The organism is Streptomyces sp. NBC_00234, from assembly GCF_036195325.1.
Classification (GTDB): domain Bacteria; phylum Actinomycetota; class Actinomycetes; order Streptomycetales; family Streptomycetaceae; genus Streptomyces.
In genome coordinates this window covers 619,431-632,093 of record NZ_CP108101.1, presented here as the reverse complement: position 1 = coordinate 632,093, position 12,663 = coordinate 619,431, and the positions used below count along the sequence as shown (strand labels likewise).

Genomic DNA, 12,663 nt, shown 5'->3' with positions numbered 1-12,663 from the left:
CGGGCGGTGGTTCTCGCGCCGGGTGGGTACAAGATGGGGCATGGACACCGAAGCCTGGCTCATCCTCGTGGCGGCCCTCGTGCTGCTCACCATGGGCGTCGCCGCCGTTCTCCTGGTGCGGGTGTTCCGGGCCAGGAAGCTGCTGGTCGCCGCCGGTATCCCGCTGCGCAGCAAGGCGCTGTTCTGGGCCGCCGTGATCTACACGGTGTCACCGGTCGACCTGCTCCCGGACCCCGTCTACCTCGACGACATCGGATTCCTGATGGTGGCCCTGCACTCGCTGCATCTCGCCGCGCGGACGGCCGGCACGGCGGTGACGGGGGCGCGGGCCGCGCACAAGGAGGCCAGGGGCGGCAACCTTTCGGTGCCGGGCGGCCACTGACGGGAGGAACCCGCCCCCGTAAGGAAGGCCCCCACCGTGGAACCCATGGCTCACCGCGCCCGCCACCGGCGCCGCGTCCCCCGTACCCGCGCGCTGCTCGGCTCGCTCATGGCAGGACTGCTCGCCGCCGCCGGGCTGGTCGCAGCAGGGCAGACCTCGCACGCGGCCACCGCCCGCCAGGCCGAGGCACTGGACCGCGGCGTCGTCAGCGTGCACACCGACAGCGGCAACCTCGTCAGCTGGCGCTGGCTCGGCACCGATCCGGACAGCGTGTCCTTCAACGTCTACCGGGCGGGCACCAAGGTCAACGCGTCCCCCGTCACCGGCTCGACGAACTACTTCCACACCGGCGCCCCCGCCACGGCCGACTACACGGTGCGGGCGGTCGTCGACGGCACCGAGCAGGGCGACTCCGTGCACGCCGTCCAGTTCCGTGCGGGCTACAAGGACGTGCCGATCACCCCGCCCGCGGGCGGCACCACGCCCGACGGAGTCGCCTACACCTACGAGGCCAACGACGCGTCCGTCGGCGACCTCGACGGCGACGGCGCCCTCGACTTCGTACTGAAGTGGCAGCCCACCAACGCCAAGGACAACTCCCAGTCCGGCTACACGGGCAACACGTTCGTCGACGGCATCCGGCTCGACGGCACCCGGCTCTTCCGTATCGACCTGGGGCGCAACATCCGCTCCGGTGCGCACTACACGCAGTTCCAGGTGTACGACTACGACGGCGACGGCCGGGCCGAGGTCGCCATGAAGACGGCCGACGGCACCGTCGACGGAACGGGCAAGGTGATCGGCAGCGCGAGCGCGGACCATCGCAACTCGGCCGGCTACATCCTCACCGGACCGGAGTACCTGACCATGTTCGAGGGCCGGACGGGCGCCGCGATGGGGACCGTCGACTACGTCCCGGCCCGCGGCACCGTGTCCTCATGGGGCGACTCGTACGGCAACCGGGTGGACCGCTTCCTGGCGGGCACCGCGTATCTGGACGGCTCCAGGCCGTCCCTGATCATGGCGCGCGGCTACTACACGCGCAGCGTCGTCGCCGCCTGGGACTGGCGCGGCGGCGCCTTCACCAGGCGCTGGACGTTCGACACGAACAGCTCGACCAACACCGGCAAGGGGTACGACGGCCAGGGCAACCACCAGCTGTCGGTCGCCGACGTCGACGCCGACGGCAGGGACGAGATCGTGTACGGCGCCATGGCGGTGGACGACAACGGCAGCGGCCTGTGGACCACGAAGAACGGCCACGGCGACGCCATGCACGTCGGCGACCTCGACCCCTCCCGGCCCGGTCTGGAGGAGTTCAAGGTCGACGAGGACAGTTCGAAGCCCAGCTCGTGGATGGCGGACGCCAGGAGCGGCCAGATCCTCTGGTCCACTCCGGCGAGCGGGGACAACGGCCGCGGTGTCTCCGGAGACATCTGGTCGGGCAGCCCGGGCGCCGAGTCCTGGTCGTCCGCGGTGGCCGGAGTGCGCGACCCGAAGGGTTCCGTCGTGTCGAGCCGCAAGCCGTCCAGCACCAACTTCCTGTCCTGGTGGGACGGCGACACCACCCGCGAACTCCTCGACGGCACCCACATCGACAAGTACGGCACCGCGGGGGACACCCGGCTCCTGACCGGGGACTCGGTGCACTCCGGGAACGGCACCAAGGCCACACCGGCGCTCTCCGGCGACCTCTTCGGCGACTGGCGCGAGGAAGTCGTCTGGCCGACCACCTCGAACACCGCACTGCGGATCTACTCCACACCGCACGAGACCGGCACCAGAATTACCACGCTGCTCCACGACACCACCTACCGCACGGCGCTGGCCTGGCAGAACACCGCGTACAACCAGCCGCCGCACCCGAGCTTCGCCATCGGAAGCGGGATGGCGACCGCGCCGCGGCCGGTCATCACCACGCCGTAGGGGGAGGCCCGGCCCCTTCCCTCACGCGAGTGGTGAGGGAAGGGCGCCGGCCGCCGGTGACTCGGGTGACGCGGGCGACACCGGCGACGCGGGCTGGGGCGCCGACTCCGAGGTGGGCGGGGCGGGGGGTTCGGAGGACGGCGGAGGCTCGGACGTGGGCTCCTCGGTCGTCGGCTCGGTGGAGGGTGCGTCCGTCGGGGAGTCGGAGGACGGAGCGTCCGAGGACGGCCTGTCCGACGGTGAATCGGAAGGCGAATCGGAGTCCGAGGGGCAGGGACTCGCGGAATCCCCGGAGCGCGAGGGGCACGGCGACGGCGAGGTGGTGGCCGGCGGCTCGGTCTTCTTGTCCTTCTTGCCGGTGTCGCCCGGCTTGCGGGCGAACCAGTCCCCGGACTCGGGGTCGAACACGATGAACACGTTCACCACCGTGACGGAGGGTGCCACCGCGACGACGTTCGACGCCCTGTAGCCCGGCCAGGGGGTGCCCTTCACCTGCGGAGCGCTCTCCTGGGCGACGGGCGGAAGCAGCGGATTGCCGCAGGCGCACCGCACCCGGGGCACCCCGCGGTCATCGACCAGGACGGCCGTTCCGGCCTGCAGCACCGCCTGGTACGGGGTGGCCGAGCCGTCCTTGTAACCGTGGTTGGTGACCCGGGTGTCCATGCGCAGCTGCACGGGGGTGAGCGAGCGGAGATATCCCGGAACCCCGGAGGGCTCGATGCTCAGGGCCGAGGCGAACGCCCGGTTCTTGTCCGGTGCGGCGGAGAGCGTGGACACCTGCTTCTCCACGTCGCAGCTCGCCGTCTTGCGCGTGCCGCCGTACAGCCCGGGGGCCGAACCCTTCACCACACGGGTGGCCTGCGCGGACGCCGAGGAACTCGGCACAGCGGTCGGTGTCGAGGGAGGTTGCTCCTCCTTCTCGGCCGTGGACTCCGTGAACGGGTCCTGACCGGAGGAGCCGGCCGACTGGAGGAACACCTCGCCGCCCGCCTTCGTACCCCCGTCGGGACGGGTCAGCACGACGGTGAGCACGACGGCCGCGACGATCGCCGTGGCGATGATGGCGACACGGGGGGCCGACCGCCACCAGGCCCGCTCGCCACCGGAACCGCCGGGCGGGCGGTCGTCGCCACCGCCGGAATCGCCCGGACCACCGCCGCCGCCACCGGAGCCGCCGCCCCCCGACGCTCCTCCGCCGCCGTGACCGCCGGAGGAGCCGGGAGCCCCCAGCTCACCGCCGCTGGGCGGGCCGGGCGGCGGACCGGTCGGGGTATCCGGCGGCGGGGTCGGACCGGGTTGCGAGGGTTCCGACAGCGGGCCGGAGGGGGGTCCCGTCGGACGGCCGGACGATTGCGGTTGCTCACTCACGGGCTCTTCTTCCCAAGGTCAGAAACCAGTCCCACTTACATACGCATAGTCCTCATTGTGTGCCTTGTACCCCGGCTGCCCGCAAGCGGACGCGGTCGGCCCACACCAGGGGGCGGAGCGCCCGAGCCCATGCTTAGCGTGTCACCGTGAGCAGCCCGCGAAGCACCGACAGGAACGACGCGCCACGCCCCGCGCACGGCTGGACCGACGCCCTCGTGGCCGTGCTCGCCGGGATGGTCGCCATGATCGTCGCGGCGGCCCTCGGACTGTGGGCCGCCGGCGCGGGTGACCTCCCCGGCGGCGCCTTCCCCCGCGTCGTCGCGGCCGTCGTCGTGATGGCCGCAGGCGGCTCCGTGGCGGTCTCCGGCGACGCCGGGGCCCTCGCCGAGACGAACGCGGACCTCTCGGTGCTGCCGCTGTCGGTGACACTCGTCGGCGCCCTCGGCGTCGGTGCGGGATTCCTCAGGCCGCTGCGCCACCGGGCCGTCGCCGGCACCCGGGAGCTGGGCGGCTGGGCCGCCCGGGTCGCGGCGCTCTGGCTCCTCGCCCTCCTCGCGCTCTCGCTCCTGGCCAGGCAGACCTTCACCCTCCCGGTCGAGGACCCGACGGGCGGCCTCATCGACGCACTCGACGCCACGCCCCGGGTCGGGTTCCGGGCCGACATCTTCCTCACCCTGGTCGTCGGTCTGGTGTGGCTGGCGGGTGTCCTCCTGCTGGCCCTGCTGGTGTCGCGAGGCGCCCCGCTCCCCGCCCGGCTGGTGCGCTTCCAGGAGCCGGTGCGGCCCGCGGCCCATGCCATGGTGGTGCTGCTGCTCGGGTACGTGGTGGTGGGCGTGGTCGCCGGACTCGTCGTCGCGGTGACGCGAGGACACCCCGCCGAGACGTTCGCGGTGATCCTCCTGGGGCTGCCGAACCTGGTGTGGCTCGCGTTCACCCTGGGACTCGGCGTGTCCTGGGAGGGCAAGGTCGACGGCCCGTTCGGACTGCCGATGCCCCAGATGCTCGATTCGGTGCTCCGTACACCGGACATCTCGACGCTCGACGTCCGGACGCTCGCCGAACAGGACGGCCGCGCGTGGTGGCTGGTCGTCGTCGCCGCGGCGGCCGTCCTCGCAGCCGCCTTCCTCATGGCCATCCGCTCACCGGCCCGTACGCGCGCCTGGCAGCACGCCGCGCACATGGCGGTGGCGCTCACCGTCACGGTGCTGTTCATCTGCCTGGTCGCCCGGGTCTCCGCGCACCTGGGCCTCTCGCTGCTGGGCCTCGGAGACGTGGGCGGGGGGCTCGGCGGAGACGTGCTCCTGCGTCCGCGGCTGTGGTCGGCGCTCGGCATCGCCCTCCTCTGGGGCGCGGTCACCGGCTTCCTCGGCGGCCTGCTCGCCTCCCGATTCCACCGCCGGGGCGAGACGGACACCCTCCAGGACGGCGCGCGCTAGGGTCCCTAGGTCGTGTCCGCAAAGTCTCGTCTGGCCGGCGATACTTTGCGGACACTCCCTAGAACCTCTCGTGGAAGACCGGCAGGGCCCAGCGCGGCGGCGGGGGAGGGGGTTCGACGGAGCCGAGCCGGGGGGCCGGGCCGACGTCCACCCGGGTCGGCGGATGCGTGTCCGGGCCGACTCCCGCAGCCGCGGCACGCAGCGCGGCGACGAACCGCACGCAGGAGTCGTAGCGGTCGTCCGGGCTCTTGGCGAGTGCCTTCGCCAGTACGGCGTCGAGCGCGGGCGGAAGCCCGGGACGCTCCTCGCTCAGTGGCGGCGGGGGGTCGTACTGGTGCGCCCAGAGCAGCGCCATGTCGTCGTCCCGCCGGAAGGGCGGGGCGCCGGTCAGTGTCTCCTGGACGACGCAGGCGAGGCTGTAGACGTCGCACCGGCCGTCCACCGGGCGCCCCGAAATCTGTTCAGGGGCCACGTAGTCGAGCGTGCCGACGAACTGGCCCACGGTCGTGAACCCGGTCAGCGACAGCGACTTCTTCGTCAGCCCGAAGTCCGTGAGGTACACGTGCTCCGGGTGGTCGCTGTCCGTGCCGGCCGCGACCAGGATGTTGCCGGGCTTGACGTCGCGGTGGACCAGGTCGTGGTCATGGGCCGCGTCGAGTGCCGAGGCCACCTGTGCGGCGATCCGGAGCGCGGTGGTGAGCGGCAGGGGGCCCCGGCGGTCGATCAGGACCCGCAGATCCTGTCCGGCGACGAAGCGCATGGCGATGTAGAGCAGCCCCTCCGTCTCGCCCGCCTCGAAGACCGGCACGATGTGCGGGTGGTCGATCGCGGCGGCCACCCGTGACTCGTGCGTGAAGCGCTGCCGGAACGTGTCGTTGCGCGCCAGCTCCGGTGCGAGCAGCTTCAGGGCGACCGTGCGGTCCAGCCGCAGATCCTTGGCGCGGTACACGACGGCCATGCCACCCCGGCCGATCTCGCTCTCCACCCGGTAGTCCGCGATCTGCTTCCCCAGCAGGTCCTGCGGCTTGCCGGCCGGAAGGTCGGCCTCGTGCGAAGGAGGCGGCGGAGGAGTCATCGCAGGTCACCGTGCCGACTGCGTCGGGGGTCCTGCGGAAGGGCCCGTGGCCGGACCCGCGTCGGAGACGACCCGGGTGGGCTCCGGCCCCGCGTCCCGTGCCCGTCCCGTACCGGAGTCGCCGGCCGACGTTCCCGGTCCGGGGCCCGAGGACGCCGCGTACGTACTGAGCTGCTTGCCGTCGCAGTACACCCAGCGCTCGTGCTCCGCGTCGTACAGCCACACCGCCTCGCCGTCGACGATCACGCCGACCCGCAGCCCCTGGGTGCGGACCCGGAAGTTCTCGCCGTCGAGGCGACCGTCCGCCAGCTCCTGCGCCGCGCGCCGGTACTGGTGGAGCGCCTCGTCGATCCTGGCGAGCAGGGGCCCGGGGTCCGCCGTGCGCGCCAGCTGCTGGTGGGCGGCCGGCGGCTCCTGCGGTACGGCGACGAGCAGTCTGCCGTCGATCCACGCGGACCACCCGTTGGCGCATGCGATGAGCCCCCAGTCGCCCCGCCGGTCGAGGAGCTGCACGGGCAGCAGTGGGTCGAGCGGCGCGGTCGGCCGGGACACGTCGGGAGCCTCCCAGGCGGGCATTCCGTCCGGGGGGACGACATGGGTCGGGCGGAACTCCGGAGTCGCCATGGGCCGCCCCTACTTCCGCATGATGGCGGGTTCGTGGCGGCGAAGGAGCTTCGCGACCACATAGCCGAAGACGAGCGAGAGGACGACCAGCATGCCCATGTTGAGCAGCCACACCCCGGCGGAGTGCTCGAACAGGGGATCGGACGTCAGCTTCCCCGGCACGATCGCGTGGAGGTCGATGGTTCCGGCCATCGCGCCGAGGGCCCACCGGGACGGCACCAGCCACGCCAGCTGCTCGACCCCGATCACCCCGTCCAGTTTGAGCAGCGCTCCGCAGAACACGACCTGGACGATGGCGAGGAGGACCAGCAACGGCATGGTCACCTCCTCCTTGCGCACCATCGCGGACACGAGGAGTCCGAGCATCATCGCGGTGAAGGAGAGCAGGGCGACGGCCAGAGTGATCTCCACCAGGGGTGGCAGCAGCACTCCCTTGCCGCCCGGTGCGTTGAGATCGACGCCGACCAGACCCACCAATGTCAGCACGACGGCCTGCAGCACCGTGATGATGCCGAGCACCACGACCTTGGACATCAGGTACGCGGATCTGGAAAGCCCGACCGCGCGCTCCCGTTGATAGATCACCCGTTCCTTGACCAGCTCCCGCACCGCGTTGGCGGCGCCGGTCAGCACACCGCCCACACAGAGGATGAGGAGCGCGTTCATCGCCGTTTCCTGGGTCAGTTCACTGCCTGCCAGGGCACGGGCCATCGCTCCCATCACGAACGGCAGGGCGATCATGATGACGAGGAAGGTCCGGTCGGCGCTCAGGGCGGCTGCGTACCGGCGCACGAGCGTGCGCAGTTGGCCGCCCCAGTTCCTGGTCTTCGGCGGAGGTGCGACGGCCGCGGCGGCCGGGACCTCCGGCAGATGCGGCTGGGCCGTGGCGTTGAGGATGTACTGGCGGTGGAAGGTGGATTCCTGGTACTGCCCCGCCCAGTCGCGGTCGCGGTCGTTCTCGAAGGCTTCGAACGCCTCCGGCCACTGCTCGAAGCCGAAGAAGGCCAGGGCGTCGTCCGGAGGACCGTAGTAGGCGATGCGCCCGCCCGGTGCGAGGACGAGGAGCCGGTCGCAGACGTCCAGGCTGAGCACACTGTGGGTCACCACGATGACCGTACGGCCGTCGTCGGCGAGGCCGCGCAGCATGTGCATGACGGAACGGTCCATGCCGGGATCGAGGCCCGACGTCGGTTCGTCGAGGAAGAGCAGTGAGGGCTTCGTCAGCAGCTCCAGGGCCACGCTCACCCGCTTGCGCTGACCTCCCGAGAGGCTATGGATCGGCTGGTCGGCGCGCTGTTCCAGGCCCAGTTCGCCGATGACCTCGGCGACCCGTGCCTCGCGTTCGGAGGCGGCGGTGTCCTGGGGGAAGCGCAGCTCGGCGGCGTACCCGAGGGCGCGGCGCACGGTCAGCTGTGCGTGCAGGATGTCGTCCTGCGGCACGAGCCCGATGCGCTGGCGCAGCTCGGCGAAGTCGCGGTAGAGGTCACGGCCGTCGTACAGGACCCTGCCCCGGTCGGCGGGGCGCAGCCCCGTCAGCGCGTTGAGCAGGGTGGACTTCCCGGCGCCGCTGGGGCCGACCACCGCGAGCAGGCACTTCTCGCCGACGGGGAACGCCACCTCGTCGAGGAGGGTCTTGCGGCCCCGGTCCACGGTGACGGCCAGGTCCTGCACGTCGAGCGAGACCTCACCGGTGTCGACGAACTCCTGGAGTTCGTCGCCGACCAGACAGAACGCCGAGTGGCCGATACCCACGATGTCCCCGGCCGCGACGGGTGCCCGGTCCACCACCGGCGCTCCGTTGAGGAAGGTGCCGTTGTGGCTTCCGAGGTCGACGATCTCGTACGTACCGTCGGCGAGGGCGCGGAGTTCGGCGTGCCGACGCGAGACGACCAGGTCGTCGATGACCAGGTCGTTGTCGCTGCCGCGGCCGATGCGTACGGTGCGGGCGGGGAGCGGGCGCACGGTCGTCGGCTGCCGGAAGGTGCCCGTCGCGCCGGGCATCGAGACGGCGGACGGCCGTTCCGGTGCGGGGGTGACGGGGGCCGGCGGCTCGGTGCCGACGAGCAGGGCCCGCGGACCGTCGGCGGGGTTGCCGAAGCGGATCACGCTGCCGGGACCGACGCCCGACTCATGGATGCGACGACCCTCGGTGTACGTGCCGTTGGTGCTGTTCTCGTCCTCCAGCAGCCAGTGGTCCGCCTCGGGCCGCAGCACCGCGTGGTGCCAGGAGACCCGGATGTCGTCGATGACGATGTCGCTCAGTGGGTCGCGGCCGACGTGATAGTCCCGACCCGGTCTCATCACCGTGGAACCCTGATCGGTTTCCAGGACGAGCTCGGGCGCAGTCGCCGCCACAGGCCGCTGTCCCATGCTCGAAAGTCTAGTCAGGGCACCGGACATGCGCGCGCTCGGGAGACTCGTTTGCATTAGTGCATAAATGTTTTAGGGCTAGTCCGAACTGGGATAGGCTGAGATCATGTCTGCACGGATACCCGCGCCCGTCACCCTGACCGGTCGCCACATCACGCTCGTGCCGTTGGCCATGGACCACGCCGAAGACCTCTTCGCGGCCGGTGGCCGCGACGACGAGGTCTGGCGCTGGCTGGGCGACCCGACGCCGCAGTCGCAGGACGAACTCGCCGGGACGATGCGGGCTTTGCTCGACGACGCCGCGAACGGTACGTACGTGCCGTACGCCGTCATCCACCGCGCGAGCGGCCGGGCGATCGGCTGGACCTCGTTCCTCGACATCAGCCCGTCCGACGAACGGCTGGAGATCGGCTGGACCTGGTACGGACGCGCGTTCTGGCGCTCGGCAGTGAACACCGAGGCGAAGCTGCTCCTGATGACGTACGCCTTCGAGGAACTGGGCATGGGGCGCGTGCAGTTGAAGACGGATCATCTGAACCACCGGTCGCAGGAGGCCATCGCCCGCCTCGGTGCCCAGCGCGAAGGGGTGCTGCGCCGCCATCGCCGGCGCCACGACGGCACCTGGCGGGACACCGTCTACTTCTCCTTGCTCGCCGACGAGTGGCCCGAGGCCAAGAAGCGCCTCGGCGCCCGGCTCTGACGCCTGAGCGGCGGGCACCCGGTGCCCGCCGCCGGACGGTCGCGCGGCGGCGGTTCACCGCTCGTTCACCGGACGGGCCGTCTCCGGCATTCCCTCGCACGCCGCGGGGATCTACGCTCGGCGGCGAATCGATCAACGTGTGCCGGGGTCGTGGACGCCTCGTGGACAACGTTGTCAGAGCGAAGGGAAGCGAGACATGCCCCCAAGACCGTCCGCGGCGAGGCGCTTCGGCGCGCGAGCAGCCGCCATGATCCTCACCGGAGCGCTCGCCGCTGCCGTCACACCACCGGCGGCCGGGGCCACCGGGCTCCTCACGCGTCCGACCTCCTATGTCGACCCGCTGATCGGCACCGCGAACGGAGGCAACACCTACCCCGGTGCCACGCTTCCGTACGGCATGATCGCGTGGTCCCCGACCAGCACCAGGGGCGACCAGACGAGCACCGGGGCGGCCAACGGCTACGAGTACGGCGCGACCCGTATGCGCGGCCTGAGCCTCACTCATGTCAACGGAGCCGGGTGCAACCCCGGCGCCGCAGGCGATGTTCCGATCATGCCGTTCGTCGGTGACGTCACCTCCTCGCCGTCCGCCGACACCAAGGACGCCGTCTACGCCGCCGACTTCTCGCACGACAACGAGACGGCGGTGCCCGGCCGTTACTCCGTGGGGCTGGCCTCCGGCGCCACCGCGGACCTGGCGGTGAGCCGCCGGGCAGGTGTGGCCGACTTCGGATTCCCCGCGGGCAAGCCCGCCAACCTGCTCTTCCGGGTGTCCAATTCCCTCAACGGCAGCGAGGACGCCGAGGTCGAGATCGACACCGCGCACCGCAAGGTGACCGGCTCGGTCCTCACCGGCGCGTTCTGTGGCCGGCGCGCGAACGGCGGCACCAACAACCGCAAGAGCTACTACCGTCTGTACTTCAGCGCCTCCTTCGACCGGGACTTCGCCTCCACCGGCACCTGGAAGGACGGCACGCTCGCACCGGGCGCCACCACGGGCCGCGGGGGCGAGGGGTACGCGACCGGGGCGGACCGGGCCGGCCGGGGCTCCGGCGGCTGGGTGGGCTTCGACACGAGCGCCGACACCGACGTCCGGATGCGGATCGGGATCTCCTACGTCAGTCAGGCGGGCGCCGAGGCCAACCTCCGCCAGGAGATCGCGCCCGCGGCGAGCGTCGACGACGTCGCGGAGGCCGGAGCCCGCACCTGGGACCGGGAACTGGGCTCCGTGCGCATCGGCGGCGGCAGCACCGCCCAGCGCACCACCTTCTACACCGCGCTCTACCACTCGCTCATGCAGCCCAACCTGATCAGCGACACCGACGGCCGCTACCCCGGCATGGACGGCGTGCCGCACCGGGTGGGCGGAGGTCAACGGGCGCAGTACAGCAACTTCTCCGGGTGGGACCAGTACCGGGCCCAGATCCAGCTGCTCGCCCTGCTGAAGCCCGAGATCGCCGGTGACTTCGCGCAGTCGCTCTACAACTTCGCCCGGCAGAACAACGGGGTGTGGGACCGCTGGGTGCACGTCAACGGGGCCACGCACGTCATGACCGGTGATCCCTCGGCGGCGACCCTGGCCACCTTCTACGCCATGGGCGTGCGGAACTTCGACTACGAGGGCGCCTTCGAGTCCCTGGCCCGCCAGGCGACCGTGCCGGTCGCCGACGGCCTCTCGGACGCGGGGTGTCCCGGTCAGTGCACCGGCCAGCGTCCCAACCTGGCCCAGTACCTGGAGTCGCACTACGCGCCGCAGGACGCCTGTCACTGCTGGGGAGGTGCGGCGGAGACCCTGGAGGACGCGGTCGCCGACGCCGCGCTCGGCCGGTGGGCGAAGCTGCTGGGCCGGGACGAGGAGGCAGCGGCGTTCGAGGAGCGGGGGCGCTGGTGGCGCAACGTGTTCAACCCCGATGCCACCGACGGTGCGGGCACGCACGGCTACATCCAGGCACGCAACCTCGACGGCTCCTGGGTGACTCCGTTCAGCCCCGGCAGCGACCGGGGCTTCGCGCAGGGCACCAGCGCCACGTACACCTGGATGGTCCCGCAGGACGTCCAGGGCCTGGCCGCCGCGATGGGCGGCCGGGACGTCGCCGCCCAGCGGCTCGACGCCTTCTTCCACAAGGCCGACGGTTCCTGGTCAGTCAAGGGCGGCGACGCCCTGCGGTACGACCCGACCAACGAGCCGGGTATCCACGCGCCCTGGCTCTACAACGCGCTGGGGAAGCCGTGGAAGACCCAGGAGACGGTGCGCGAGATCCTCGACACCGTCTACGGGACCGGCCCCGCCGGCCTCCCCGGCAATGACGACCTGGGCACGATGTCCTCCTGGTACGTCTTCTCGGCGCTGGGTCTGTACCCGCAGACACCGGGCAGCGCCACCATGCTGCTGGGCGCTCCGCTCTTCCCGGACGCGGTGATCGACCGCCCCCGCGGGAGGGACATCCGCATCAGCGCACCCGCGGCCGGTGCCACCCACCCGTACATCGAGTCGGTCGAGGTCAACGGCCGTCCCAGCGACCGTTCCTGGACGGACGCCTCCCTGCTCACGCGTGGGGGAACGGTGAGCCACCAGCTGTCCGAGAGCCCCAACACCGCCTGGGCGAGCGGTGCGTCGGGACTGCCCGAGTAAGCGCTTCCGGGTGGGCGCGGCCCCCCGTCGAGCGGCACGCGCCGCTCGACGGGGGCCGGCCCGTCTCGGCGCGTGCCGGGCGGCCACAAATTTATATCGTTGAAAATTCTGCGTGCACGACCATTGTTAAGCGTTTGGGGCTGTGGCTCA

The 12,663-nt window shown here is 71.5% G+C and carries 9 protein-coding genes; 5 read left to right on the top strand and 4 right to left on the bottom strand.

All coding sequences use genetic code 11. The features are described 5' to 3' along the window. Positions 1–40: 40 nt before the first annotated feature. Positions 41–382, top strand: coding sequence for a YkvA family protein (locus tag OG230_RS02765; RefSeq protein ID WP_328908514.1), 342 nt, complete (start codon positions 41–43; stop codon positions 380–382). Positions 383–427: 45 nt separating this feature from the next. Beyond that, positions 428–2,308, top strand: coding sequence for a rhamnogalacturonan lyase (locus OG230_RS02760; protein ID WP_328908513.1), 1,881 nt, complete (start codon positions 428–430; stop codon positions 2,306–2,308). Between the two features lie 21 nt (positions 2,309–2,329). On the opposite strand, the gene OG230_RS02755 is transcribed toward OG230_RS02760, so the two are convergent. Then, complete coding sequence (locus OG230_RS02755) at positions 2,330–3,676, bottom strand: DUF6777 domain-containing protein (RefSeq protein WP_328908512.1); 1,347 nt, start codon at positions 3,674–3,676, stop codon at positions 2,330–2,332. A gap of 146 nt (positions 3,677–3,822) precedes the next feature. On the opposite strand from OG230_RS02755, the gene OG230_RS02750 reads away from it, so the two are divergent. Further along, positions 3,823–5,112, top strand: coding sequence for a streptophobe family protein (locus OG230_RS02750; RefSeq protein ID WP_328908511.1), 1,290 nt, complete (start codon positions 3,823–3,825; stop codon positions 5,110–5,112). Positions 5,113–5,170: 58 nt separating this feature from the next. Here the strand turns inward: OG230_RS02750 and OG230_RS02745 are convergent, their stop codons facing one another. The 3 genes from OG230_RS02745 to OG230_RS02735 are packed head-to-tail and all read right to left on the bottom strand — an operon-like array spanning position 5,171 to position 9,181. Beyond that, positions 5,171–6,187: a serine/threonine-protein kinase gene (locus OG230_RS02745; RefSeq protein WP_328908510.1), complete on the bottom strand. Its 1,017-nt coding sequence runs from the start codon at positions 6,185–6,187 to the stop codon at positions 5,171–5,173. A gap of 6 nt (positions 6,188–6,193) precedes the next feature. Next, positions 6,194–6,811, bottom strand: a complete 618-nt coding sequence (locus tag OG230_RS02740; protein WP_328908509.1) for a hypothetical protein — start codon at positions 6,809–6,811, stop codon at positions 6,194–6,196. A 9-nt stretch (positions 6,812–6,820) separates the two neighbouring features. Continuing rightward, on the bottom strand, positions 6,821–9,181 hold the full coding sequence (locus OG230_RS02735) for an FHA domain-containing protein (protein WP_328908508.1): 2,361 nt from the start codon (positions 9,179–9,181) through the stop codon (positions 6,821–6,823). A gap of 106 nt (positions 9,182–9,287) precedes the next feature. Between OG230_RS02735 and OG230_RS02730 the strand changes: the two genes are divergently transcribed. Continuing rightward, entirely contained in the window at positions 9,288–9,881 is a 594-nt protein-coding gene (locus OG230_RS02730; protein ID WP_328908507.1) for a GNAT family N-acetyltransferase, read from the top strand. 196 nt (positions 9,882–10,077) lie between these two features. Further along, a complete protein-coding gene (locus tag OG230_RS02725; protein ID WP_328908506.1) occupies positions 10,078–12,513 on the top strand; it encodes a GH92 family glycosyl hydrolase in 2,436 nt (811 codons plus the stop codon). Positions 12,514–12,663 lie beyond the last annotated feature (150 nt).

Bases quoted from the DNA above. Each gene is read 5' to 3' on its own strand.
- OG230_RS02730 (WP_328908507.1), top strand. From the start codon at position 9,288: ATGTCTGCACGGATACCCGCGCCCGTCACCCTGACCGGTCGCCACATC.
- OG230_RS02735 (WP_328908508.1), bottom strand. From the start codon at position 9,181: ATGGGACAGCGGCCTGTGGCGGCGACTGCGCCCGAGCTCGTCCTGGAA.
- OG230_RS02765 (WP_328908514.1), top strand. From the start codon at position 41: ATGGACACCGAAGCCTGGCTCATCCTCGTGGCGGCCCTCGTGCTGCTC.
- OG230_RS02760 (WP_328908513.1), top strand. From the start codon at position 428: ATGGCTCACCGCGCCCGCCACCGGCGCCGCGTCCCCCGTACCCGCGCG.
- OG230_RS02740 (WP_328908509.1), bottom strand. From the start codon at position 6,811: ATGGCGACTCCGGAGTTCCGCCCGACCCATGTCGTCCCCCCGGACGGA.
- OG230_RS02745 (WP_328908510.1), bottom strand. From the start codon at position 6,187: ATGACTCCTCCGCCGCCTCCTTCGCACGAGGCCGACCTTCCGGCCGGC.
- OG230_RS02725 (WP_328908506.1), top strand. From the start codon at position 10,078: ATGCCCCCAAGACCGTCCGCGGCGAGGCGCTTCGGCGCGCGAGCAGCC.